The 24,121-nt window shown below is 58.4% G+C and carries 19 protein-coding genes and 4 pseudogenes; 12 read left to right on the forward strand and 11 right to left on the reverse strand.

Features of this window, described 5'->3' with window-relative positions:
* Positions 1 to 522: 522 nt before the first annotated feature.
* The 4 genes and pseudogenes from GVK95_RS08750 to GVK95_RS08765 all read right to left on the reverse strand — a co-directional run bounded on the left by GVK95_RS08750 (position 523) and on the right by GVK95_RS08765 (position 7,256).
* Positions 523 to 3,684 carry a multidrug efflux RND transporter permease subunit gene (locus GVK95_RS08750; RefSeq protein ID WP_159948639.1) on the reverse strand — a complete coding sequence of 1,054 codons (3,162 nt, stop codon included), beginning with the start codon at positions 3,682 to 3,684 and terminating at the stop codon, positions 523 to 525.
* Entirely contained in the window at positions 3,681 to 4,841 is a 1,161-nt protein-coding gene (locus GVK95_RS08755) for an efflux RND transporter periplasmic adaptor subunit (protein ID WP_159948641.1), read from the reverse strand. The genes GVK95_RS08750 and GVK95_RS08755 overlap by 4 nt, the downstream gene beginning before the upstream one ends.
* 1,036 nt (positions 4,842 to 5,877) lie before the next feature.
* Positions 5,878 to 6,036 (reverse strand): annotated as a pseudogene (locus GVK95_RS08760) (IS3 family transposase); the annotation flags it as partial.
* 29 nt (positions 6,037 to 6,065) lie between these two features.
* Positions 6,066 to 7,256 (reverse strand): annotated as a pseudogene (locus GVK95_RS08765) (IS3 family transposase).
* A gap of 155 nt (positions 7,257 to 7,411) precedes the next feature.
* Here GVK95_RS08765 and GVK95_RS08770 point away from each other — a divergent pair.
* Positions 7,412 to 8,041: a response regulator transcription factor gene (locus GVK95_RS08770; protein WP_159948643.1), complete on the forward strand. Its 630-nt coding sequence runs from the start codon at positions 7,412 to 7,414 to the stop codon at positions 8,039 to 8,041.
* A 78-nt stretch (positions 8,042 to 8,119) separates the two neighbouring features.
* Here the strand turns inward: GVK95_RS08770 and GVK95_RS08775 are convergent.
* Together GVK95_RS08775 and GVK95_RS08780 are read right to left on the reverse strand one after the other, a co-directional pair.
* A pseudogene (locus tag GVK95_RS08775) lies at positions 8,120 to 8,284 on the reverse strand (IS3 family transposase); the annotation flags it as partial.
* A pseudogene (locus tag GVK95_RS08780) lies at positions 8,283 to 8,573 on the reverse strand (ATP-binding protein); the annotation flags it as partial. The pseudogenes GVK95_RS08780 and GVK95_RS08775, both read right to left, overlap by 2 nt.
* A gap of 138 nt (positions 8,574 to 8,711) precedes the next feature.
* Here GVK95_RS08780 and GVK95_RS08785 point away from each other — a divergent pair.
* The 5 genes from GVK95_RS08785 (at position 8,712) to GVK95_RS08805 (ending at position 13,359) form a co-directional block, all read left to right on the forward strand.
* Complete coding sequence (locus GVK95_RS08785) at positions 8,712 to 10,049, forward strand: amidase (RefSeq protein WP_159948645.1); 1,338 nt, start codon at positions 8,712 to 8,714, stop codon at positions 10,047 to 10,049.
* Positions 10,050 to 10,093: 44 nt separating this feature from the next.
* Positions 10,094 to 10,879 (forward strand): transporter substrate-binding domain-containing protein, encoded by a 786-nt coding sequence (locus GVK95_RS08790; protein ID WP_159948647.1) that lies wholly within the window; start codon positions 10,094 to 10,096, stop codon positions 10,877 to 10,879.
* 76 nt (positions 10,880 to 10,955) lie between these two features.
* On the forward strand, positions 10,956 to 11,678 hold the full coding sequence (locus GVK95_RS08795) for an ABC transporter permease subunit (RefSeq protein ID WP_159948649.1): 723 nt from the start codon (positions 10,956 to 10,958) through the stop codon (positions 11,676 to 11,678).
* A 1-nt stretch (position 11,679) separates the two neighbouring features.
* Positions 11,680 to 12,366, forward strand: coding sequence for an ABC transporter permease subunit (locus GVK95_RS08800; protein WP_159948651.1), 687 nt, complete (start codon positions 11,680 to 11,682; stop codon positions 12,364 to 12,366).
* Positions 12,367 to 12,408: 42 nt separating this feature from the next.
* Positions 12,409 to 13,359 (forward strand): LysR substrate-binding domain-containing protein, encoded by a 951-nt coding sequence (locus GVK95_RS08805; RefSeq protein WP_244618709.1) that lies wholly within the window; start codon positions 12,409 to 12,411, stop codon positions 13,357 to 13,359.
* Between the two features lie 28 nt (positions 13,360 to 13,387).
* Here the strand turns inward: GVK95_RS08805 and GVK95_RS08810 are convergent, their stop codons facing one another.
* Both GVK95_RS08810 and GVK95_RS08815 read right to left on the reverse strand, forming a co-directional pair.
* Complete coding sequence (locus GVK95_RS08810) at positions 13,388 to 14,536, reverse strand: aminotransferase class V-fold PLP-dependent enzyme (protein WP_159948653.1); 1,149 nt, start codon at positions 14,534 to 14,536, stop codon at positions 13,388 to 13,390.
* Positions 14,537 to 14,546: 10 nt separating this feature from the next.
* A complete protein-coding gene (locus GVK95_RS08815) occupies positions 14,547 to 15,566 on the reverse strand; it encodes an ornithine cyclodeaminase family protein (protein WP_159948655.1) in 1,020 nt (339 codons plus the stop codon).
* A gap of 290 nt (positions 15,567 to 15,856) precedes the next feature.
* Here GVK95_RS08815 and GVK95_RS08820 point away from each other — a divergent pair, with 290 nt between their 5' ends.
* The 6 genes from GVK95_RS08820 (at position 15,857) to GVK95_RS08845 (ending at position 21,244) form a co-directional block, all read left to right on the forward strand.
* Positions 15,857 to 16,984 (forward strand): FAD-binding oxidoreductase, encoded by a 1,128-nt coding sequence (locus tag GVK95_RS08820; RefSeq protein ID WP_159948657.1) that lies wholly within the window; start codon positions 15,857 to 15,859, stop codon positions 16,982 to 16,984.
* Positions 16,981 to 17,334: a RidA family protein gene (locus tag GVK95_RS08825; protein ID WP_159948659.1), complete on the forward strand. Its 354-nt coding sequence runs from the start codon at positions 16,981 to 16,983 to the stop codon at positions 17,332 to 17,334. The genes GVK95_RS08820 and GVK95_RS08825 overlap by 4 nt, the downstream gene beginning before the upstream one ends.
* 70 nt (positions 17,335 to 17,404) lie before the next feature.
* Positions 17,405 to 18,175: an amino acid ABC transporter ATP-binding protein gene (locus GVK95_RS08830; protein ID WP_159948661.1), complete on the forward strand. Its 771-nt coding sequence runs from the start codon at positions 17,405 to 17,407 to the stop codon at positions 18,173 to 18,175.
* 222 nt (positions 18,176 to 18,397) lie between these two features.
* Positions 18,398 to 18,715, forward strand: a complete 318-nt coding sequence (locus GVK95_RS08835) for a (2Fe-2S)-binding protein (protein WP_159948663.1) — start codon at positions 18,398 to 18,400, stop codon at positions 18,713 to 18,715.
* Positions 18,712 to 20,148, forward strand: coding sequence for an NAD(P)/FAD-dependent oxidoreductase (locus GVK95_RS08840; protein WP_280178062.1), 1,437 nt, complete (start codon positions 18,712 to 18,714; stop codon positions 20,146 to 20,148). The genes GVK95_RS08835 and GVK95_RS08840 overlap by 4 nt, the downstream gene beginning before the upstream one ends.
* 13 nt (positions 20,149 to 20,161) lie before the next feature.
* On the forward strand, positions 20,162 to 21,244 hold the full coding sequence (locus GVK95_RS08845; protein ID WP_159948667.1) for an FAD-dependent oxidoreductase: 1,083 nt from the start codon (positions 20,162 to 20,164) through the stop codon (positions 21,242 to 21,244).
* Positions 21,245 to 21,331: 87 nt separating this feature from the next.
* Here the strand turns inward: GVK95_RS08845 and GVK95_RS08850 are convergent, their stop codons facing one another.
* From GVK95_RS08850 to dctP, 3 genes are all read right to left on the reverse strand, one after another.
* A complete protein-coding gene (locus tag GVK95_RS08850; protein ID WP_159948669.1) occupies positions 21,332 to 21,508 on the reverse strand; it encodes a hypothetical protein in 177 nt (58 codons plus the stop codon).
* Positions 21,509 to 21,903: 395 nt separating this feature from the next.
* Positions 21,904 to 22,863: a putative sulfate exporter family transporter gene (locus GVK95_RS08855; protein ID WP_244618711.1), complete on the reverse strand. Its 960-nt coding sequence runs from the start codon at positions 22,861 to 22,863 to the stop codon at positions 21,904 to 21,906.
* A 198-nt stretch (positions 22,864 to 23,061) separates the two neighbouring features.
* The gene (dctP, locus tag GVK95_RS08860; RefSeq protein WP_159948673.1) at positions 23,062 to 24,117 is read right to left on the reverse strand and encodes a TRAP transporter substrate-binding protein DctP; all 1,056 of its coding nucleotides are present in this window, start codon (positions 24,115 to 24,117) and stop codon (positions 23,062 to 23,064) included.
* Positions 24,118 to 24,121: the final 4 nt, after the last annotated feature.

Below are 24,121 nucleotides of genomic sequence, written 5' to 3' on the forward strand. Positions count from 1 at the left end.
GAATAACACTCCACTCGAAATCGGTGAGGTCAAACCGGCGACGGGTCATGAGAAGCCTCCAAATCAAGGCTTCAGTGAATCAAAATCAAACTGATTTGCAAACCCGGTTTATGAGTGCGCGGCCTAGCTGTTTCAGAAGGGATGAGCCGGCGGCAGGCTGCAAAGCAATTCAACATATCGCGCAATAGCGCCACCAAGATGGTGTCGTATTCGACGCCGCCCGGCTATCAGCGTAAGTTGCCGATCCGGCGTCCTAAGCTGGTGGCGTTTGTTTCAAGCTCCAACAGAATGATTCTGCTTCGAATCCGGCAGTGGTAGCCAGAACTAGGCAACGGGTACACCGGTTCGTATCTCATCAAGGCGCACAAGGCCGCCGGCTGTAACAAATCTTGAAATATCAACGCATCAGGCATGCGGCCAACGGCGACGTGACACAACGCAGCTGTGTTCCCACACGTCTTCAAGCGCAATTGGGAAGTGCCTGGAAGATATCGAGCATGTGTGATCCCTGTCGGTGTCGACCTATTCGATCGCGCCGGGCTTCACCCTGGTGGCAATCCCCTCGTCAATCACGGGTCCGAACAAACGGCGCTTCACCCGCTCGCGGGTGTTCTGCACCGCGATATAGAGAAGGGGGATCATCAGCAGGCCGACCAACGTCCCGAGCAAAAGGCCGCCCAACACAGTGGTGCCGATCGCCTGCCGACTGCCAGCACCTGCGCCCGTCGCGATTGCCAATGGTATGACGCCCAATATCGACGCCATCGCGGTCATCAAGACTGGCCGGAACCGTTGTGACACTCCTTCGGCGGCTGCCTCCATGATGTTGAGGCCTGCTTCCCGCCTCTCCTTGGCAAACTCGACAATGAGGATGGCGTTTTTCGCTGCAAGTCCGATGAGCAGCAAGAGGCCGATCTGCGCGTAGATGTCGAGGTCGATGCCCCCGACGAGTAGACCGCAAAGCGCACCCAGGACGGCGACGGTAACTGAGAGCATTACTGCGATGGGCACGCTCCAGCTTTCATATTGCGCCACAAGAAACAGGTAGGTGAACATTATGCCCATGATCAGAATGATTGCTGCCTGACTGCCAGCCTGCTTCTCCTGCAATGCCAGGCCGGTCCACTCGTAGCCGAACCCGGCCGGCAAGGTCGCATCCGCAAGTTGCTGCATCGTATTCAGTGCCTCGCCAGAACTCGTGCCTGAAGCCGCTTGTCCGTTAATTGCCGCCGAGGGGAAGAGATTGTAGCGATTGACGGCGTTAGGACCATAAGCGGCAGAAACGGAAAGCATCGCCTGTAACGGGACGAGATTGCCCGTTTGGCTTCGAACGCGCAGGCGCTGGATGTCTTCTGTGCGGGCGCGGAAGCTCGGCTCATCCTGGATGCGGATCTGATAAACGCGCGAGAACAGATTGAAGTCATCGACATACGACGAGCCCAAATGGGCTTGTAGCGTGTTGAAGATCGTTGCCGGCGTCACGCCGTAGAGTTCAGAGCGCTTTCGGTCGATGTCGAGATAGACCTGCGGAACGTCAGCCGAGAACGTGCTGAAGACGCCCGTCAGCCCCGGCACCTTGTTGGCTGTGACCATGAGACCGCGCATGACTGCCGCGAGTTCTTCCGGACCTTGTCCCGCGCGAGCCTGAAGCCTGAAATCGAAACCGCCAGTATTTCCAAGACCGGGTATCGCCGGCGGGTTAAACGCCACCACCGACGCGGTCGATATGGCCGCGAATTCGGTTCTTAATTTGTCCATCAAAGCGAATACGCTCTGGTCCTGCCCACGCTCCCCCCATGGTTTCAGTGCAGCAATGATCATGCCCGAATTGGAGCCACCACCGCCGACCATACTTGAACCCGCTATGCCGATCGTATTGGCCACGCCCGGTGTTCGCTGGAGGATGGAACTTACCATTGTCAACGTCTGTTGCGTTCGCTCCAAAGCCGCGGCATTCGGCAACTGGACGTTCATAAACAGATAGCCCTGGTCTTCTGCCGGCACGAAACCTGTCGGTAGAATCCGAAAAAGCCCGATGATGCCGCCGATAATAGCCAGAAATGCAATTGACGAGATCAGTGCCCTTCTTGCGAACATTGGCAGGAGGTGCAGATAGAAGCGCCGGGAGGCGTCCAGCCCGGTGTTCAGTTTCTGGAACAGCCCGCCTCGTTGCTGCTCCGGCGGGCGCAGCATGAGCACGCAAAGCGCCGGACTGAGGGTAAGCGCGTTAATCGTTGAAAAAGTGATGGTCACGAGAATTGTCACGGCGAACTGGCGGTACAATTCGCCGGTTATCCCGGCAAGGAAAGCCACAGGCACGAACAGGGCAGCCAGCACCAGCGTCGTTGCGACAATTGGACCGGTAACTTGGCTCATCGTTCGAAGCGTCGCTTCCCGAACGCCGACGGCGGTTTCGTGCATTATGCGCTGCACGTTCTCGACAACGATGATAGCGTCATCGACGACAAGGCTGATCGCGAGGATGACGGCGAATAGCGTTATCGTGTTTGCCGAATATCCCAGCGCGTAGAGCACCGCGAAGCCGCCGATCAGCGATACGGGTATAGTCAAAGTGGGAATGACGGTGGCACGCCAGTCTTGCAGGAAGGCATAGACCACTGCGACCACGAGGGCGAATGTAATTGCCAGTGTAATAAAGATCTCTCGAATGGTCTCTCGAACGAACGCTGTCGTGTCAAACACCAAGGCATAGGACACGTCTTCGGGAAACTGCTTTGACAGGGCTGCAAGCTCAGAAAGGACAGCGGTGGAGACGGCCAAGGCGTTGGCGTCTGCGGACTGGTACACCACTACGGTCGCGCTCGGCTGGCCATTCAGCGTGGACGCCGTATCATAAGACTGTGCCCCTAGCTCGACCCTTGCTACATCCCGCAAACGCACGATTGCGCCATCCCGGTTACTGCGGACGATAATGTCCCCGAATTCCGCCTCGTTTGCCAGCCTGCCTCTGGCCATGACGGTCAACTGTAGTTGTTGGCCGCTTGCCGAGGGCGGAGATCCAAGCTGACCCGCCGACGCCTGTGCGTTCTGTGCTTGGATGGCTGCGGTGAGATCGGCGGCCGTGACACCCAGTGCCTGCATCCTGTCCGGGTTCATCCAGATCCGCATGCTATAGACAGGCCCGAAAACACTTGCCTCGCCCACGCCCGGAATGCGCGCGATGGCGTCGCGGATGTTGATCGTGGCATAATTGCTGATGAAGACTTCGTCCTTGGTTCCCTTCGGAGAGTAGATCGCGAAGCCGAGCAACATGCTGGAGGAGCGCGCCCTGACCGAGACGCCCGTCTGGGTGACTGCGGCAGGGAGCCTTGGCGTGGCCATGGCTACCCGGTTTTGCACGTTCACCTGAGCGATTGCGGGGTCGGTTCCTGCCGCAAACGTTACAGTCAGGCTGTAGGTGCCGTTGTTCGTGCTCGATGAGGACATATAGAGCATGTCCTCGACACCATTGACCTGATCTTCGATCGGTGCACCGACGCTATCGGTCATGACACCGGCATTGGCGCCGGGGTAGCTGGCATTCACCTGGACTTCCGGTGGCGTGATCTGCGGGAACTGGGCAACAGGAATCTGCAGAAGTGCGACGACCCCGGCGATGATCATCACGACGGCGATCACCATCGCAAACCTGGGCCTTTCAATGAAGGGCGCTGATATGTTCATGGCGAGGAACCTGGGACAATCGCCGCGCCACTTCCGGCTGCGGCAACGGTGGATGCCGGAACCGCCTTGACCTGTGCGCCTGCCGATATGTTCTGCAGGCCCTCGACAACGAGTGTCTCGCCGCCCTTCAATCCCTCTTCGACGATCCAGTTGCCGCTCACTTGTTCAGACACCTGGATCCGCTGGACGATCGCCTCGTTTTTCTCATTGACCAGAAAGATGTATTTTCCCTCACGGTCCTGTTGGACCACTCCGAGCGGCACGACCGGACGTAGTTTTTTCTCGACCTCTGAAACAACAACGGTGACGAACTGGCCCGGAATGAGGAGCGACTGGGGGTTCGGAAAGAGAGTTCGAATGGCAAGCGTGCCAGTCTGCTCATCGATTTCATTTCCGAAGAACTCGATCTTGCCAGACTGTTGGTATTGTTGACCATCCGAGAGACGCAGGCTTGGCGCGAACTGCTTGGCCAAATCCTCCTTGCCGATTCCACCGGCCGCGGCGCGCAACTCCAGGATCGAGCGATCACTGACGGAAAACACCACGCGGATCGGATCGACCACCACGACGCGTGCGAGCGCAGGGGAAGAATTACTCACATAGCTGCCGACCGAAAATGTAGCAGCGCCGATGCGTCCATCGAAAGGTGAGGATATCCGTGTGAAACTTAGGTTGAGCTCCGCCTGATCGACCCTTGCCATGGCAGATAGAACACTCGCTTCTGCGGTTTCGCTCGCCGCCTGGCTTTCTTCAAGAATTGCGCGGGAAACGGTCTGGCTGCTTAGAGATTGATTACGATCCAGCCGACGCTTCGCATCGGCAAGAATAGCCTGTGCGCTTGCCAGCGCCGCCTTTGCATCGTCGAGAGCGATCTGGGAGGCGCGCTGGTCGATCAGGAAGAGGTCCTGCCCCTTTCGAATGGCTTGTCCTTCATCAAAGAGACGGCTTTCGATGAAGCCCTCTATGCGGGCACGAACATCAACCGAGTCCATGGCTTCAACACGCCCGACAAACTCATGCTTGGGCGACACGTCCACAATGGCTACCTCTGCGACCCCGACAGTTAGATCCGTCTGTGCGGATAGAGGTCCGGCGGATAGAACAATGGCACTACATAGAATGGGGAGGATTGCAGCATAGCGGCGGGCATTTGGCATCCGTCTGTCTCCACTCGGCCTTCAAATTGTATTTTATGGACCTTGCCGTTCTTGATGCTCACTTTCAGGCGACACTCTGGCGTCTCGATCAGGACGAATTCATCGAGCGGGTTTTCATCGCAAATCTGAAAGTCCCAGAAGGATTACGCTTCGCGGACGCCCAGCTTCCCTTGGTGCACAAAGCTAGGAAGCGAGAGCAGTTATGCATTCGTTGACGCGCCTTCGTCAGAGCTTCAGCGCTGGAGGTGCCCCATACCAAGGCGAAGATGAACAGCGTCGAGACGCTCGCGGCAGTGAATGTGTGTCCGTCGACGCTGACGGAGATAGATGGTCTGTCCGTTCCGGCTTTACAGATGCAGAAGAGACTGGGAAAGTCGCCGACGACGGCAGGGACACCCGTGAACTGCTTTCCTGTGCGACTTAGGCGGAGCGCCCTTGTGCATATGTGACCGACTTGATTGCCGCATCATCGGGAGGAAGTCGGCCAGTTGAAGCGAAGGAACTCCAGGGATCGCAGTGCGGGTCAAGCATTTCCATGCACGTCTCCATATTCAGGCCAAAACCCAATGAGTATCGGAGCATTAAATGTTCTTGCAAAAGTTGCAGATACCCTAGGGGGTAGTTTGCCCCTTTGCAATAGATTAGTTGATTTGAAATATGCGGATTGAATGCTTGCTGAATCGATCGTCCAGTTTGGCCGATAAATACAATCGATCAACGAAGATCAAACCATAACCATCTGATTTCATTGTTCGTGATCATTCGGCAGGTTGATAAAACCTTTCGCTTGCCACATGAACTTTAACCGTGGATGACGATGATAAAAGCCTAGGCGTAGCTGCGTACAGTTTCTCATCGACACCCTTTGCGAAAGGCAGTTCGGAATTCGAGCCGTCGCAACAGGAAGGTGAGTATCTTTGCGGTGCCGGATTCTCAAGGATCTGCTTCACAATGTAGCTTGCTTGCAAGAAATGGTGGCGGGTATCGCTCGACGTGTCATTGAACTTCCGCTTGAATGCACGGCTGAAGTCTGCCCCGTTTTGACATCGACGGTTGGATCCGCCGATTCCGCTTTGGCTTCGTCACCGAAAACGCCTGTCGCACCCCCAAGAAGCTGGTCTTTCCATTGCTTGATCTGGTTTGCGTGTACGTCAAACTGTTGGGATAATTCCACCAGCGTCTGCTCTCCTCGGATTGGCCTGCCCCCGTGGGGTGATCCGGGGATTAATGTTGGTGCATACTGGGTCTCGCCGCCACTGCGGGAGTTGAAGCAGGGCCATTCTGGCGCGACCACACGGTGGCTTCGGTTGCCGTTGGTTTGTAGCCTAAGGACGAGTGCGGACGAACAGTCTTGTAGTGCCGCCGCCACCCCTCGATGATGATTTTTGCTTCCTTGAGCGTGTAGAAGATTTCGCCGTTGAGTAGCTCGTCCCGGAGTTTGGAGTTGAAGCTTTCGCAGTAGCCGTTCTTCCAGGGACTGCCGGGCATGATGTAGGCCGTTTTGGCACCGACCAGCGCAATCCACTCTCTCAAAGCCTTGGCAATAAATTCCGGGCCGTTGTCCGAACGAATATGCGCAGGAATGCCGCGCAGGATGACGAGATCGGAGAGCGCATCGATGACGTCGACGGCCTTCAGCTTTCTTTCGACCCTGATGGCGATGCATTCTCGTGTGAACTCATCAATCACATAGGCGCAATCGCGCAGCGTTTGTCGCGAGCATGCGGATTTTCCTTCCATTGTGGGTTCGGTCCTCGACAAAATCGTAGGACCAGACATGGTTGAAGTATTCCGGCCGAAGCCGGATGCACGAGCTGTCGTTCAGCCAGAGCCGACCGCGCTTGGTTTGCTTGCCGGGAACTTTCAGCCCCTCACGCCGCCATATCCGCTCGACCCGTTTGACGTTCACGATCCAACCCGCCTGGTGCAGCATCGCCGCGATGCGACGATACCCGTAACGGCCATATTGGAGCGCGAGCGCCGTGATGTCGGCGGTCAATGCCGCCTCGTCATCCGGAGTCTTGGCGATCTTGCGCTGCGTGGAACGATGCTGACCGAGAACCTGGCATGCCCGTCGTTCGGACACACCCAGTTCTGCGGTGATATGATCCACACAGGCACGGCGGCGAGCGGGGCTTAAAAGTTTCCCCTGGCAGCCTCTGCCAAGATCATCTTGTCCAGGGTCAAATCGGAAACTGCCCGCCGGAGACGAGCGTTCTCGGTCTCCAGCTCCTTCAATCGCTTCACTTGATCGCCCTTCAGGCCACCATATTCTGCTCGCCAGCGGTAATATGTAACTTCCGTCACGCCTATTGACCGGATCGCCTCCGCCATCGATTTGCCTTGCGCATTCAGCACGTCAACCTGACGAAGCTTCGTGACGAGCTCTTCTGCCTTGTGTCTTTTCGCTGCCATTTCAATTCCTTCCTCGGCTCATAAGCCATACTTCAAGAAGGATCACTTTTCAGGGGCAGACCAATCACGCGATTGCCTCGCTTCCGGCACATAGACAGTACGAACTCACAATTTCAGCGGGAGCACACGGTTTCCTGATCGGGACCTCCTCTCACATGCTGGTGGATGCAATAGGCGAGCAGGTGGAATCTTACTCTTTGTGTATTCTTACCCAGCAACTAGCGCTAGCTAACAGCTCTCAACCGGGGCTTTCAGATGAGATGAAACCATTGTTTGCGGGTTACGTCGGCGAAGTGCGGGATGCGGATCAGGCATCTTGGATGATGCTGTCAGCGTACCTGCGTTTGATCCTGATGACAGTCTGGCGTGCTGAAGGATCCGGTGATGCGGAGCAGGCAGGACGGGCCGTGCAGGTCTCACTTCTGCAGCGTTATCGACAGTTGGTTGAGGGCTGGTTCCTACAGCATCGGCCAATTTCGGACTACGCTCGACATCTCGGGATGACCACGGACAGGCTGCACGCAGTTTGCCGGCGCGAATTAGGGCGCTCACCGATCCAGTTACTGCATGAGAGAGTGATTCAGGAAGCCAGGTTGCGACTAGAACGGTCGGTTCATAGCATTCAAAAGATTTCTGATGCCCTTGGCTTCCGCGATCCAACCTATTTCAATCGCTTTTTCACAACTCGTACCGGTCATACGCCTCTTAAGTACCGCAAGCTTGCACGCAACTCTTTCGGAGGAGGGACCGCCAAGCTTTCAACGGGATATGCCGATTGGCCCTAACCGCCGAAACGATGAATGTGTGTTGATTTCCATTGAGAACTGACCCGGTAAGGGGTGCGGATAAAAAGTTGGACTGCTTCATAAGTTCGGGCCGAGGCTCTTACGATATTCGACCGGGCTGAGCGATCCCAGCGATATCTTGATACGCTCCTCGTTGTACCAGCGGATATAGGCATCCACCTCGGCGACGAACTGTTCGATTCTGATGGCCTTCCAGTCTCGTGGATAGAAGAGTTCCGTTTTCGAGGATGTGGCAGTGGTGTGTCAGACGGTCGAGCAGCGCGGTGGTGATCTTGGCATCGCCGAAGACGCTGGCCCATTCGCTGAAGCTGAGGTTGGTGGTGATGACGACACTTGTACGTTCGTAGAGCTTGCTCAGGAGATGGAAGAGCAACGCGCCACCTGACGGACTGAACGGCAGGTAGCCCAGCCTGGCGAGAGTGACGAGATCGGAACAAACGAGCAGGGTGGCGAGCTGCCCCTACCTACCTTGCACCGTCTCTTGCTCGAGCGAGGTGACCAACCCGACTGTCTTGAGAACCACATGCATGTGGCATGGGGTTAATAACAATTGGTAATTAACCGCGCGCTCCTGGGAATTAGGGCCGGCTGGAGCTTCCTGTTAGCTTGCATCTGACGGTCGCAAGGACCAACAGGCGGGCTGAACGCAATGACAGATTACACTCCTCGGTCGATTGCTCGGATACAGAGGGATTTTGCCGACGGTCTGTCTCCGGTGGCTTTCGTTGAGGGCTGTTTCGCCCGGATCGAGCGCAGCAATGACGCTTGCAAGGCGATGATCTTCGTCGGCCGCGACGAGGCAATTGACGATGCACGGCGCATGGAAACGGAGCTTCGCTCTGGCCGGAGCCGCGGACCACTCCATGGCATCCCGATCGCCATCAAGGATGTCATCGACGTCAAAGGCTGGCCGACCACGTCCGGGTCGCGCCTTTTCCAGGATCATGTCGCGGCAGACGACGCTGCCTGCGTCAAAAACCTCCGCGCTGCCGGAGCCGTGATCGTCGGGAAGACGAACCTGCATGAGTTGACGGCCGGAAGTCATGAAAACCCTTGGTTCGGGAAAGTCACCAATCCGCTTGATCCATCCCGCGGGACTGGGGGAACAAGCAGCGGTTCTGCTGCAGCCGTTGCCGCAGGCTATTGCGTCGCAGCCCTTGGAACGGATACCGGCGGGTCGAACCGGTCTACGGCCGCAGCCACCGGTCTCGTCGGGTTCAAGCCGACGAATGGCCGTGTCGATGTTGCTGGGGTCCGTCCGACGGCCCCCAGCCTGGATACTATCGGCCCGATTGCGAACAGCATCGAAGATGCACGCCTGGTCCATTTCGCCAGTCAAGGCGGCGATGTTCCACAACGGGAGGTGGTCGAGCTTGCAGGCCTTCGGATCGGCCTTTGCCCGGATCTCCATGCCGCAGCGATCGATCCTGTCGTGGCGGATGCACATGCCGGGTGGCTGCGAACACTGGAGGAGGCGGGTGCCTGCATCCAGCATCTGGAGTTCCCGCTCGCCGAACGGGTCAAGGATGCGGGCTTGACGATCCTGCAATTCGAGTTTGCCGAACAGTATGCGCATCTCATCGGCAGCAAGCCTGAAGCGGTCGGCAACCAGGTGCGTAGCTTTCTGGCGGCGGGTGTTGCCATAAATACGGCGACCTACGAGATGGCACTCGCGTTTCGCGCTGAGGCCTGTGAGGCGTTTCAGCAGGTGATGTCGGAGGCGGATCTTCTCGCGGCCCCCGTTGCACCCGGATTGGCGCCACGCCTGTCCGACGAGATGACAGCCGTCGGCGTCGACGTCGTGCCATACGGCCTTGCGGGCGGCACCTTCCGCCGGTGGGCGAATTTTCTCAGACTTCCGACGCTTGCCATGCCTCTGAAGACGCAGGGCAGGCTGCCGGCATCCATTCAAATCTCGACGCGACCCGATACCGACGCGAAGCTGTTTTCGGTATGCGAAGCGCTTCGCACGGTGGAGGCGCGCTGAGGCGAGAACCCAAGACGACCATACAAACCAAAAGGGGAATGAAAATGAAAAAAATCTTGATTGCATTGTCTATTCTTGTCGCGCCGCTGGGAGCCGCCAGCGCGTCGATGGCGGCAGACGAAGTGTTGCGCTTCGGGGTCGCCGCCGAGCCCTACGCGCCCTTCTCCGTCAAGGATGCGAGCGGCAAATGGCAGGGATGGGAAATCGATCTCATGGATGCCGTTTGCGCGGAAATGAAAGCAAAGTGCGAGATCGTCGATATTGCCTGGGATGGGATCATCCCGGCCTTGCTCGAGAAGAAATTCGACGTCATCTGGAGCTCGATGTCGATCACCGACAAGCGCAAGGAAGTGATCGATTTCACCGACAAATACTACTATTCGGCGAACGTGCTCGTCGGCGCCAAGGCCGACACCAGGGCATTCGACGTGACCAAGCCTGACACGTTCAAAGGTGTCGCTGTCGCCGCTCAGAGCGCCAGCCTTCAGGCAACCTATATGCAGGAGAAGTTCGGTAGCGTTTCCGATCTCAAGCTCTATCCGACACTGGACGACGAGATCGCAGATCTGCAGGCAGGACGTGTCGATCTCATGGCGGCCTCTGCCATTCAGATCTCCGATTTCCTGAAGAAGCCGGAGGGGCAGGCCTACGAGATCAAGGTCGAGATGCCGCATGAGAAGATGTTTGGCTATGGCGACGGCGGTGGCGTCCGCAAAGAAGACGTTGCCCTTCGGGATCGTCTCAACGTGGCGATCAAGGCGGTTCGCGCAAGCGGTGAATACGACACGATCACCAAGCGTTACTTTGACTTCGACATTTACGGTGATTGATTCTTGAATTCAAAATCGGTGCCGGCTGGCCACTTGGCCGCTGGCACTCTCCTTGTCGAATTGGAACACATGCAGCATGGACTCGACGGTCTCTTGGCTAACCCTACTCGGTTTTGGCGACCAGGGCTGGGGCGATGAACTGGTTCGTGGCGCCTGCCTGAGCCTCGGCATATCAATCAGCGCATATCTCATTGGTCTCTGTATTGGCCTGATCGGCGCAATCGCGAAGGTGTCGAAAAGCCCGGTCGCAAGGGGCATTGCCGCCGGATACACCACGATCATTCGCTCGATCCCGGACATTCTCATCATCTTCCTGGTCTACTATTCGGCAACCGATGCCCTGAGATCGCTTCTTGGCATGACCGGCCTGCTGGCGGACTTCCAGCTGAATGGCTTCGTCGCGGCGGCGATTTCTCTCGGCATCGTCCAGGGCGGCTACAGCACCGAAGTCCTGCGGGGCGCGATCGTCGCGGTCGCGGCCGGACAATCGGAGGCAGCCTATGCCGTCGGTCTGACACGCCGTCAGACGTTTCTTCTGGTCGTGATGCCGCAGATGGTCCCTTTGGCTCTGCCGGGATTGGGCAATCTATGGCTGGTCGTTCTCAAGGAGAGTTCACTCGTCAGCCTCATCGGGTTCACCGAACTCGTACTTGCGGGAAAGATGGCCGCGGGTGCGACACGGCATTACTTCCTGTTCTATTCGGCAATCGCATTCATGTTTCTGGTGATGTCGGCCGCTTCGACAGCCTTGCTGCACTTCTGCGAAGTGAGATCTTACCACGTCTGGAGGCAAAAATAGCATGTCGGATTTTGGCACCTATCTCGCAACGCAGTTGTTGACCGGACTGCAATCGACGATCCTGTTGTTCGTCGGATGCGCGCTGGTCGGCAATGCGCTGGCCATCCCTGTCGCACTGGCCAGGCTGTCGCCATCGCGCTGGTTGCGATATCCGGCGATCGGATTTGTCCTCGCCTTCCGGGGCACGCCTCTTCTGGTCCAGCTCTACCTTGTCTATTTCGGCGTCGGGCAGATCCTGTCCGGCATCCCGAGCATTCGCTATAGTCCCCTGTGGCCACTGTTCCGCAGCGCCTACAGCTATGCCTTCTTTGCGTTGTCCCTCAACACGGCCGCCTATTGCAGCGAGATCTGGCGCGGAGCCTTGCAGGGCGTCCCAAGTGGCCAGAGCGAGGCCGGCAGATCCCTGGGCCTGTCGAAACGCCAGATTCTGCGTTCGATCCTTCTGCCGCAGGCATTCCGGCTGGCCTTGCCGGCCATCGGCGGGCAGAACATCCTGCTGCTGAAGGGCACCGCATTGACCGCGACCATCACGCTTTTCGAACTCATGGGTGCGGCAAACCTCGTCCGCGCGCAAACCTTTCGCGTCTACGAGCCCCTTCTCGCGGCAGCTTTCGCCTATTTTATGCTGGCAATCGTCATCACATCCGGGTTCAAGTTTGTCGAAAGACGATTACCCTCATACTCTTGATGGGGTGATCGTCTGCATGCCATACCTGTTTGGGAGATCGAGTTGCTGACCAATGACGGCGAATTCACACCTCGGGAGATTGAAGTCTTCGCTGCGGTCATGTCGCATGGCACGACGACTAAGGCTGCCGATGCGCTCAACATCACGCAGCCCGCCGTCAGCAAGATCCTGCTTCAACTGACGACGAAGGCAGGATTTCCGCTTTTCCGCAATCATCGCCAGCGCCTGATCCCAACGCCCGAGGCGCACATGCTGCATGCAGAAGTGCGGCGCGTTTACGAGACCGTGCGGGGTATTTCGAGGGTGGCGCGGGAGATCAAGGAGTTGCGGAGCGGCCGGCTCAATGTGTCGGCGCTGCCGGCATTCGGCCTGACATTGCTGCCGTCGATCATCGCAAGTTTCACCAAGGACTATCCCGATGTTGCCGTGACCGTCGACATCAGAAGCTCATCCACGATCATTCAGCATGCAAGCCGGAACCAGCTCGATATCGGGGTCGCGGCCGAGGTCAATGACGAGACGCCGTCCGTGGTCCGGCGGGCGCTGGTCGCGACGCCACCGGTGTGTATCATGCCCAAGGGCCATCCGTTGAGCAGGCTCTCGGTCGTGCAGGTTGACGATCTGGAAGGGCTGAATTTCGTCTCGCTGGGTGTCGGCGACCCGATGCGGCGGCAACTGGATGCCTTGTGCGAAGAACGCGGCGTGGCGCGTTCGCTGAAGATCGAAGCCGCTCTTTCGAACACCTGCGCCAATCTGGTTGCCAATGGCGTGGGTGTTGCCGTCATCGACAGGCTGTCTGCATGGATGGCGAGGGACCTGCCCATCGAAATACGCGACTTCCAGCCTCACCTCGACATCAACCTGAGCGTCTATAGGCCATGGGGTACGATCGCCTCGTCGGTCGCCGATACCTTTGTCGAACACCTCATCCAGTCCACCAGGGACTATATGAACGGTGTCGACCGCGGCGTCAGGGCACTCACAGGTTCCTGAGTGCCCCATTTTCTTTTATCGGCTGACCCTATCGGGTGAGCGTCTCGACGATCTCGAACAGTTTCACAATGTCCGCCTCGTCATTGTAGACATGCGGCGTGATGCGCATCTTGCTGCCCCGGATGGTGACAAAGGCTTTCTTTTCCCTCAGTCGTTTGGCCAGATCGTCGCGGTATTGCTCCCCGAGATCCACGACGGAAATATGCCCGGTCCGCAGAGCCTCGTCCGGTCCGGAAAACCCATGTTTTTCCGCCTGTTGCCAGATGCAGCGATTGAGGTGCAGAAGCCGCTCATGCACGGCCTCTCCGCCCCATTGCTGCAAGAGTCCCATCGATTCGATGGCGATCGGCAGGACGGCGAAGTCGGAGCGCTCACCCATGTCGAACCGACGGGCGCCCGGCAGATAGTCCAGCATCGTTTGCAGGTAGAAATCGGGGCGTTCGCCTCCCGCACGGTTCCAGGAATGAAATTCAAGCGGGCGTCCTTTCTGCTGCCAGTCCTGATTGGCGTAGAGAAAGGCAAGCCGGTATGGGCCGAGAAGAAACTTGTAGGTCGCGAATGTCAGGAAATCCGGGCGAACACGGGTCACATCGAAAGGCACGGCACCCACCCATTGGGTGCCGTCCATCACCAGGCTTGCGCCGGCCTCACGTGTTGCTTCTGCCACTGCTTCGATGTCGACATGCGTTCCCTCGAACCAGTGGACAATCGTTCCCGCGACGACCGAGACCGGCGCCTCCGAACTCCGGATCGCAGCGATGAGCTTGTCCGCCCATGCTTCATGCGGCGACCGCTGTACGGTTACGACACGTGCGCCCGTCTGTTTGGCCAGTTCCAACCATGCGTATCGATGCGAGGTATGTTCGTTCTCCATCATCAGGATCACGGATCCTGCAGCGACCGACACGTTCGCAGCGGCGACCGCGATGCCGTAGCTGGTCGCCGGAACGATCGCTACGTCGTCCGGCTGTGCGCCGATGAAGGAGGCCGCGAGTGCCCGGGCCTTTTCCACTTCGTCATAATAGGAATTGATGGTCATTTCCCAGGGCGCTGCCTTGACCTTCACGCCGCGAATGCCGGCCTCGACGGCACTCTTGGGGATGGGCGACATATAGGCCACGTCCAGATAGGTGACGTCGTCGGGAATGGAAAACAGATGCCTTTGGCTGGCCAGCATGGGAATATCCTTACAATGAGACTTCGACGCCGAGACCGAGGTCTTTCGCCTTCTGGTAAATGAAATTCGCAAGTTCGATGTCTTGTGCGGGAACGCCCAGCGAACGATACAAGGTGGTTTCGGACGGGGTGCTGCGGCCCCGGACCTGACCATTCAGGGCCGCGCCGATTTCTCCGATAATCCTTGTGGGGTCGAGGCTGCCGTCGGCGAGCGGCTCGAACAGATCCGACGCCGAGGTCATGGCCATCGGCATATAGTCCACCCAGATGCTGGAACCAATGACGCATTCCGTGTCCAGTTCCTTGAGCGAGGCGATGCTGGCGCCGACCGCATTGATATGCGTTCCGTCCGAGACCCATTTGCCTTCCAGCACAGGAAATTTTGCTGATGTGACGGTGCAGACGATATCGGCGCCTTCGACGGCCTGCCGAGCAGTCGGATAGACCGTTGTCGGGTAACCCTTCCGGCTTTGAACGTCGGCGAACAGCTTGGCCTTTTGCGGATCGCGCCCCCACACGTGAACCTGCCTGATCGGGCGTACGAGCGCGATCGCTTCAATGTGCCGGGCAGCCTGCTCGCCATAACCGATCATCGCCAGGCAACAGGATTCCGGGCGGGAGAGGGTTCGTGTCGCGACGGCACTGGCAGCGGGTGTGCGCAGACCGGTGATTGCGTGTCCGTTGATCAAGGCGACCGGACGCCCATGCTCCTTTTCGAACAAGAGCACGCCGCCCTGATGGGATGGCAGGCCATGTTGGAAATTCTGCGGACTGACCGAGAGGACTTTGGCCCCGAACAGCGGTCGGTCGCCGGGGGAGGCATACATCACGGAGAGGCAGGCGCCATCCGCTCCCGGCAGATCCAGAGTGCGTCTGATATCCTGATGCGCAATGCGGTTGGACGTCTTTCGCAATGCCGCCTCCGTCAGGTCGATGGCATCCTGCTGCGTCACGAGCGCCTCGACGGTCGGTCCATCGACAACGAGCAATCCGGCTGTGGGGCTTACGATTTGCGGGGAGCGCAAAGACATGGGGTACCTCTGACATTTCAGGTGCCCTAAGAGATATCATTGCGAAAATGGTCCGGGCGGGGAAACTTCATAACTGCAGGGCGACACGTTCCCCTGATTTCTCATAGCTCCCGCATTTCCAAGCTTTCCGGCAAGCCCGCCAGCGCTTCATAACTATTCATTATAAGCGGCCCCGATGCGGTTGTTTGACCTAAAACACCCCCTTCTCCAAAACATCAGACATCGCCAACTCGGCGCCAGCTTCGCTTCGAAGCACGACAGAATCGTCGAAATTTGTACCGGAGAATAGAATGCGCGTTGTCGTCATAGGGGCAGGGATCATCGGGAGTTCAGTGGCATATGAAACGGCCAAGGCCGGGGCGCAGGTCACGGTGCTGGAAGCCGGAAAGATTGCCGGTGGAGCGTCCGCGGCCAGTTTTGCCTGGACCAACGCGACCGGAAAGAGACCGCAGAGCTATTTCGCCCTGAACGTTGCCGGCATGCGCGCGCATCTGGACCTCAGCCGGGAATTCGGCAATGCGCCGTGGTTCAACCAGACCGGCAGCCTCGAATGGTATTCGAAGGAAGAGGACTGGGCTGCGCAGGCGGAAAATGCCGACCAGATGCGGGACTGGGGCTACGGTGTCGAGTGGATCAGCAAAGATCGCCTGGCTGAGCTGGAGCCCGAGATCGATCTATCCGCCATCGCCAAGTCTCCGATCGTCTACTATCCGGAAGAAGGCTGGGTTCATCCGGTCCTCTATTCCGCCAGCCTTTTGCGGGCGGCCAGGGAGAGATGGAATGCGTCGATCCATGCCTTCTCCCCTGTCGCGGCGATTGACATGAGCGGTGAGACGAAGACGGTGCGCACGACAAACGGCAATGTCTACGAGGCAGACGTTGTCATCAACTGCACGGGCAGTTGGGCTGATCGCAAGCTCGAAGGTGTTCCGTCTATCCCCATGGCGTCGAATGTCGGCGTTCTCGGCTTTACCTTGCCGGTTGCATCGACGCTGCAGCGGCAATTTCACATGGACGATCTCGATGTCCGGCCCGATGGTGCCGGGCGCCTGATGATCCACAAGATCTCAGTGGATGATGTCGTCCCGGAATTGGGTGACCTCGATCCGAAGGGCAGGGAAGCCGGCCTCCTGATCGATGCCGTGCGCCGGGTGCTGCCAGCAGTTCAGCCGGACGATCTCGAATCCATCCGGACGACCATGCGTCCGATTCCGAGCGACCGCCTGACCTGCAGCGGTTGGGTTCCAGGCGTCAGCGGCTACTACGCTGCGGTCACTCATAGTGGGGTGACGATTGCACCCTATCTCGGCAAGGCGATTGCCGACGAGGTCGTTCGGGGCCGCGTCCATGAAAGTCTCTCTGACTTCCGGCCGGATCGGTTCATCGCAGCAAAAAATGGCATGGGAGAAAGATCATGACGATACAGAGAATTGACAAGACCGAGCGGCTGAGCCGTGTCGTCGTTCACAATGGGATCGCCTATTTTTCAGGGCTGACCGCCGACGACAAGCAGCAGGATACCCTCGGTCAGACAGCGCAGATCCTGTCCAAGGCTGATGGTTACCTGGAGCAGATCGGATCCAACCGCGCATCTATACTCAGTGCAACCATCTGGCTTCGCGACATCGCCGACTTCGATCAGATGAACATTGCCTGGGTCGATTGGATCGACAAGGACGCGCCACCGGCGCGCGCGACGGTCGAGGCCGTTCTCGGATTGCCGGAGATCCGGGTCGAGATACAATTCACTGTCGCAATTCCCAGCTGATCGGCGGTGCCGGGAGCATATTCGGCTCCCGGGCCAAGCTTTTTCGACTTGCAGATCCAGGACACAGATTATGGCAGAAGCTCAACTAATAACCCCTGCGGCCCGGCCTGATTTTTCGATCGAACTCATCGGCATGAACAAGTGGTTCGGTGAATTCCATGTCTTGCGTGACATTGATCTTCAGGTCAGGAAGGGCGAGCGCATTGTCATTGCCGGCCCATCGGGCTCCGGAAAATCGACGATGATCCGTTGCATCAATCGACTGGAGGAGCACCAGTCGGGAAAGATCATCGTCGACAGGATCGAACTCACCAATGATCAGAAGAAGATCGACGAGGTGCGTCGCGAGGTCGGCATGGTGTTCCAGCACTTCAACCTGTTTCCGCATCTGACCATTCTGCAAAATTGTACCCTTGCGCCGATCTGGGTTCGCAAGATGTCGCGCAAGGACGCCGAAGAAATCGCCATGCACTATCTGAAGCGGGTCAAGATTCCAGAGCAAGCCAACAAATATCCCGGCCAGCTCTCCGGTGGCCAACAGCAGCGTGTCGCCATAGCCCGGGCGCTCTGCATGACGCCGAAGATCATGCTGTTCGACGAGCCGACATCGGCGCTTGATCCGGAAATGGTCAAGGAGGTTCTCGATGCGATGGTGGGCTTGGCTGACGAAGGCATGACGATGGTCTGTGTCACGCATGAAATGGGGTTTGCGCGACAGGTCGCCAATCGGGTCATCTTCATGGATCAGGGACAGATCGTCGAGCAGAACGCACCGGCCGAATTCTTCGACAATCCACAGCACGAACGCACGAAGCTCTTTCTCAGCCAGATCCTTCACTGACCGATACCGGCGCGAGAGCGGGCGCAACGTTCACATCGTTTTCCGAAGGCCTCATCCCGATTCACGATGGCGATCGGATTTGCCGGCTTCGATCGTGCCCCTGCATATGGCACGCCAAACATACGTTCCGGACGTCTGCGTCTTAGAGGAGCGAGGGTTTCGTCCGTCATGGCAAGTGGCCCCTGGTTCCGCAGGTCCATGCAAAACCGAGAGGAATGATCGATGTTCAGCAAGTTGAACGTGATCGACGATCGAAAAACCGTAAGCGTCGAGATCGACGGCCATGACGTCTTGTGCCGGGAGGGTGACACCGTGGCGGCAGTGGTCATGCTCCATGCCGCGCGCCCTTACCGCCACAGCATCCTGTCCGGTTCCGAGCGGGCGCCGTTCTGCATGATGGGCATATGTTTCGAATGTCTCATCGAGATCGACGACGTGCCAAATCAGCAGGGCTGTCTGCGGCGTGTAGAGCCGGGCATGCGGATCAGGCGCCAAGTCGGAATCGCAATCACCTCCTCGGAAAGAAAGCCGCAGCTATGATCCAGGCCTTCGATCTTTGCGTGGTGGGGGGAGGTCCTGCCGGAATGGCGGCAGCCGTCATGGCAGCGAGACACGGGCTGTCCGTGGCACTGCTCGATGAGCGCCCGAGCGCCGGTGGTCAGATCTATCGAGGCGTGGAGGATGGGCCGTTCCGGAACACAAGTGCTCTCGGTAGTGCTCTTGGGGCAGATTATCAGCAGGGAGCGAGAGCAATCGCAAGCTTGCGGGCAGCCGACGTGACGATCTATTTCGGGACGAGCCTCTGGCGGATCGATATGGCTGAAACCGGCGGTGTGGTCAGCTACAGCCACGATGGCGTTTCCCGGCGCCTGGCATTTGCTGATCTTGTCCTGGCGAATGGGGCAATCGAACGTCCGGTCCCTTTTGAAGGCTGGACACTGCCCGGTGTCATGGGCATTGGCGCGGCGCAACTCCTGTTGAAGACATCGGCGATGGTACCGGCTGGCCGGATTGTGCTCGCCGGAAACGGCCCCTTGACGCTGTTGTTCGCTTCGCAACTGTTGGGGCTGGGGGTCGAGATTGCCGCCATTCTCGATACGTCTCCGAGCCGGTTTGGCTTGTCCGCCGCACTCGCAAATTTCAGTGGGCTGCTGCGCAATTTCGATAAGATTTCCAGGGGTCTGCGCCTGATGCGCGACATCGGCCGCGCCGGAATTCCTGTTCATCGCAACGTCTCCAGCCTGTCAGCCTCGGGTGGCGACCGGGTCGATGCCATCCGCTTCGAAGCGGATGGAACCCACCACCAACTCGACGTCGACATGCTGCTGATCCATGAAGGTATCATTCCGAACACGCAGTTATCCCGTGCTCTGGGCTGCGCGCATGTGTGGGACGATAGGCAGAAATGCCTGCGCCCGGACATCGACGGCTTCGGGGAAAGCAGTATCGCGCATGTCTATGTCGTAGGCGATGGCGCTGCGATCAACGGCGCGATTGCGGCGCCCGCATCCGCCGAGATGGCTGTAGGTCGCATTCTGGAGCGGATGGGACGCAGCGACGACCGCTCGCGTGCAACGCTTCGCCGGGCGTCGGCAACACTTGCGCGAGAACGCGCCTTTCGCCCCTTTCTCGACGCGCTTTATCCGCCGCACATTTCCGTCGCCGCGCCGAGCGATACGACTATCGTCTGCCGTTGCGAAGAGGTGAGTGCGGGCACCCTTCGGTCGGCCATCAATGATGGCGCCATCGGTCCCTCCCAGGCCAAGGCCTTTACACGGTGTGGCATGGGCGCCTGTCAGGGGCGCATCTGCGGGCCGATTGTCTCCCAGATGATCGCAAGCGAAACCGGCCAGCCGATCGGTGAGGTCGGCACCTACAACGTGCGCTTTCCTCTGAGGCCCGTCACGGTCTTCGACATGGCCCGTTGTGGTCGGGACGACGAACAGTCAGAGGGTCATGAACATGCTGGTTGAGGCAGACGTGGCGGTGATTGGCGGCGGTCTGGTCGGAATATCGGTCGCGTATGGTCTGGCCTTGCGCAAGGTTAATAGTGTGGTGCTGGACCAGGGCGACGGCGCCATTCGAGCCAGTCGCGGAAATTTCGGCCTGGTCTGGGTCCAGGGCAAGGGACTTTCACTTCCCGCCTATACCGGCTGGGCCATGCGTGCCGTCGAACAATGGCCGGAACTGGCCGATCGCCTACGTTCCGAAACCAGCATCGACGTCGGCCTGACGCAAAGAGGCGGCCTCTATCTAAGCAGAACTCCGGAAGCCTTCGCGCAAAGGTCAAAAGGCCTGGCCGCCGTGAAATCGCGCTTCACTGGCGATTATGACTTCGAAATGCTTGACAATGAAGGGATCAGGAAGCGCGTGCCGGAGATTGGACCGGAGGTCGTGGGTGGAAGCTACTCCCGATATGACGGCCAGGCCAATCCTCTGCGATTGCTCCACGCGCTTCATCGGGGCTATCTTCGGCGCGGCGGTCGTGTTTTATCGGATGGCGGAGTGTCAGGCATTGACCACCGTGGCGACAAGTTCGTGCTGACGACGGCGAATGGACGGGTGCTTGCCAACCGCATCGTCCTTGCCGCAGGTCTGGGCAACGCGGCCCTTGGCGAGATGCTCGGTGTCACGATCCCTGTCAAGCCGATCCGGGGTCAGATCCTGGTGACCGAGCGCATGCCCCCGATCTTCGACATCGCGATAGAGCAGGTCCGCCAGACGGAAGATGGGACGTTGATGATTGGCGGGAGCTGGGAGGACGTCGGCTTCGATCTCGACACCACGTTCGACGTCACGCGCCGGATTGCGGACGACGCCTTGCACTTTTTCCCCTTCTTGAAGGACGTTCGTATCATCCGCAGTTGGTCAGCACTGCGGATCATTTCGCCTGATGCCGCGCCGATTTATGAGCAAGTCGTACCGGGCGCATTTCTGGTCACCTGTCACAGTGGCGTTTCCCTCGCCGCGATCCACGCGAACGAAACTGCGGGTTGGGTAGAGCAGGGTGCCATTCCGCCAGAGATGGCCGGGTTTGATCGCCGACGTTTCGAGGCATCAAGTTGTTGACTGCAGTGCTGTGTTGTCGAACCAAGTTCGATAAATGTGCCTATGCAAAATTTGCTATGGCCGATACTTATTTTGCGTAATAAAAAATCAATAGTCTTCCGTCTCTTCACCGCTGGCAGCCCGGGCCATCGAGATGGCCTTCATCCGCTCACGCGTGATCCTGGCTAATTCCAGCCTTGCGGCAAACCTTAGCCACTGGCATGCCATCATCGCCCGCCTCAAAATGAACGCCTTCTGCGCGTCCGAAAACTTCGATACCTTCATACTTCCGCTCCCTTCCCAGCCGGAAAATTACCGAAAAAAAACTCCAGTTATGAACGGTCCAGTTTCTGGGTAGCAGAGCAGAGTCAATATTCCACGCCGAAACACACACTCTGGGCATAGCTTTCATTTTCACAGGCAGTTAATTGTTGGAATTCAGCTTGTTTGAGATGCCTACTCCGAAAGCGAAACCCGGCAATATTAGAGTGATCCCACTCGCTGCAACCATACTGATTTCGGCCGGAGTGGCCGGCCCGTGATGTTTTCGCGCGCGATACGATTGTTGGATATGTGCCAATTCAGCCTGATCCAGAATGTGGGCGGCATGCGCGTTGACGTTGATATGCTGCAAGATTTCGGTCTCATTCGGGACAAAAGACTGCAACACCTTGGGTCACTCAGATCTTGGCAAACGTCAGTGCCGAAAGGACAAGCACTGCCAGAAATACGGTTTCGCCTATCAACAAACCGATTGCGCGACGGCCAATGCCGAACACCTCTGGCAATGACGTTTTTACGCCAACAGCCGCTATAGCGACAAGGAGAGACCAGCGTGAAATTTCGCCGGCTGCGTTGGCAATTGCCGCCGGTATTGTGACCAGAGAATTGAGGCTCGCCAGCGCCAGGAATACGATGACGAAGGCCGGTAGCAGTGGTGGCCTGTGGACAGTTTCGGTACCGCTAAGGCCGCGACGAAAAACAATTGCTGCGACGAGCACAACCGGAGCCAGCAATGTCACCCGGATCAGCTTGACGAAGACTGCAGTTTCGCCAGCCGGCCCGGAGACCGAGAAGCCGGCGCCCGCAACCTGGGCAACGTCATGGATGGTGGCGCCGAGGAATATGCCGGTCGCGAAGTCGTCAAGCCCGACCTGGCTGGCGAGGATCGGATAGAAGATCATGGCGAGTGTCGAAAGCATGGTGACGCCGATTACGACAAAAACCATTTGCTGATCAGCATCCCTGTCGCGCGCGCCGCCCAATGCCGCCGAAATCGCCATGGCCGCAGATGCGCCGCAGATCGCCACGGCGCCGCCAGTGAGAAAACCAAAGCGGCTACCTTGTCCCGAAAGTCGCGATGCCAATAAACCGAAGAGGATGGTCATGACCACGGAGGCGACGATCATGGCCATCACCTTGATCCCCAGTTCGGCGAACATGCCGACGCTGACCTTAAGTCCAAGAAGGGCGATGCCGAGCCTCAGCATGGTGCGGGAGGCGAAGTCCAGTCCACGCGCAGTCTTCGGGTCTTCAGCGAGGAAATGAAGGGCTAGCCCGATCAGGATCGCCAGCAGCATCGCTGGTGCACCGTAGTGCTCCGACAGGAAAGCCGAGGCAAGCGCGATCAGGAACGTCACGGAGACGCCGGGGAAACGCCGACGGCAGTCATCTGCGAAGGATGAGAGGTATCGTTCTCGCCTGTGGTCGGACGGAGTGGGGGACGGTAAGGACATTTAACACCTGTGAAAGAGCCGCCGGGCGTCGTGCAGCGTCACGCGCCGGTCTCGGGCGGTCGGGCAGGGATACGCGGCAGACCGCGCATCCCCATCATGCTGTCAGTTCAATTCGGCTGCCCGCTCGGCATCGACCGTCTTCTGTGCGTCCGCCACGGCGGCCGTGAACTGGTCGAAGACCTCGGCGCCGCCGGTGACATTGCCCTTGAACCAGTCGAAGACCGGAGAGACGGCACCCTTGAAGGCTTCTTTTTCTGCCGGACTCGGCACGTAGATCTCGCCGCCGGCCTTGGCGAAGTCCTGATAGGCAGCGATTTCCTTGCGCTTCGGCGAGGCGAAGGTTGCCTGCTGGAGGGCGGCGAAACCATCGACAACCACCTTCTTCTGCTCCGGCGTCAGGCCGGTGAAGCGATCATTCGACATCCACCAGAAGGCGCCCATATAGCTGTGACCGTCGAGCGTCAGGTATTTCAGGCCGGCATCCGGGAATTTCATCGACATGATGTCGGTGATGCCGTTGGCTGTGCCTTCGACGACGCCGGTCTGCAGGGAGGTGAAGAGTTCCGGCCACGGGATCGGAGTGGGTGCGGCTCCCACGGCGGTGGCGGCCTGCTGCGGCAGGTCGGCCGGCACGGTGCGCATCTTCAGGCCCTTCAGGTCTTCCGGTGACTTTACCGTTCTTTTGGTATTGGCATAGTTGCGCCAGCCGCCGGTATTGCCGATCGTCATCAGGCGGATCTTGTTGTCGCTGTCGGTAAGCGCGCGGTCACGCAGCTTGCGCGGGAAGTCGCCGGTCAGAACGGCTTCCGCGACGCGGTCGTCGTTCATCAGATAGGGCAGGTCGAGCACCTGGATATAGGGGAAGAGACCGGCCGCACCGCCCGAGGTCGAGATATACACGTCGAGCGAACCGTCGGCGATGCCCTGCAGGCATTCCTCGCCGGTGGCGCAAAGCTGGGTGCCCATGAAGATCTCGACGGCGATCGCGCCGTTCGAGGCATTCTCGACATAGTTCTTGAAGACGACGAGGCCGTCATAGTCCTCGTCGTTTTCGTTCGAATTGGCGGTCGCACGCAGTGTGATGTCTGCGGCCTGGGCCACGCCGGTAATCGTCAGCGCGCTGGCAAGCAGCAGGGTCTTGAACATGGACTTGAGCATGATG

Source organism: Rhizobium sp. 18065 (genome assembly GCF_902706095.1).
Taxonomy (GTDB): domain Bacteria; phylum Pseudomonadota; class Alphaproteobacteria; order Rhizobiales; family Rhizobiaceae; genus Allorhizobium.

Bases quoted from the DNA above. Each gene is read 5' to 3' on its own strand.
- GVK95_RS08800 (WP_159948651.1), top strand. From the start codon at position 11,680: ATGTCGGATTTTGGCACCTATCTCGCAACGCAGTTGTTGACCGGACTG.
- GVK95_RS08830 (WP_159948661.1), top strand. From the start codon at position 17,405: ATGGCAGAAGCTCAACTAATAACCCCTGCGGCCCGGCCTGATTTTTCG.
- GVK95_RS08825 (WP_159948659.1), top strand. From the start codon at position 16,981: ATGACGATACAGAGAATTGACAAGACCGAGCGGCTGAGCCGTGTCGTC.
- GVK95_RS08770 (WP_159948643.1), top strand. From the start codon at position 7,412: ATGCTGGTGGATGCAATAGGCGAGCAGGTGGAATCTTACTCTTTGTGT.
- GVK95_RS08790 (WP_159948647.1), top strand. From the start codon at position 10,094: ATGAAAAAAATCTTGATTGCATTGTCTATTCTTGTCGCGCCGCTGGGA.
- GVK95_RS08820 (WP_159948657.1), top strand. From the start codon at position 15,857: ATGCGCGTTGTCGTCATAGGGGCAGGGATCATCGGGAGTTCAGTGGCA.
- GVK95_RS08810 (WP_159948653.1), bottom strand. From the start codon at position 14,536: ATGCTGGCCAGCCAAAGGCATCTGTTTTCCATTCCCGACGACGTCACC.
- dctP (WP_159948673.1), bottom strand. From the start codon at position 24,117: ATGCTCAAGTCCATGTTCAAGACCCTGCTGCTTGCCAGCGCGCTGACG.
- GVK95_RS08795 (WP_159948649.1), top strand. From the start codon at position 10,956: ATGGACTCGACGGTCTCTTGGCTAACCCTACTCGGTTTTGGCGACCAG.
- GVK95_RS08785 (WP_159948645.1), top strand. From the start codon at position 8,712: ATGACAGATTACACTCCTCGGTCGATTGCTCGGATACAGAGGGATTTT.
- GVK95_RS08815 (WP_159948655.1), bottom strand. From the start codon at position 15,566: ATGTCTTTGCGCTCCCCGCAAATCGTAAGCCCCACAGCCGGATTGCTC.
- GVK95_RS08750 (WP_159948639.1), bottom strand. From the start codon at position 3,684: ATGAACATATCAGCGCCCTTCATTGAAAGGCCCAGGTTTGCGATGGTG.
- GVK95_RS08840 (WP_280178062.1), top strand. From the start codon at position 18,712: ATGATCCAGGCCTTCGATCTTTGCGTGGTGGGGGGAGGTCCTGCCGGA.
- GVK95_RS08850 (WP_159948669.1), bottom strand. From the start codon at position 21,508: ATGAAGGTATCGAAGTTTTCGGACGCGCAGAAGGCGTTCATTTTGAGG.
- GVK95_RS08755 (WP_159948641.1), bottom strand. From the start codon at position 4,841: ATGCCAAATGCCCGCCGCTATGCTGCAATCCTCCCCATTCTATGTAGT.
- GVK95_RS08835 (WP_159948663.1), top strand. From the start codon at position 18,398: ATGTTCAGCAAGTTGAACGTGATCGACGATCGAAAAACCGTAAGCGTC.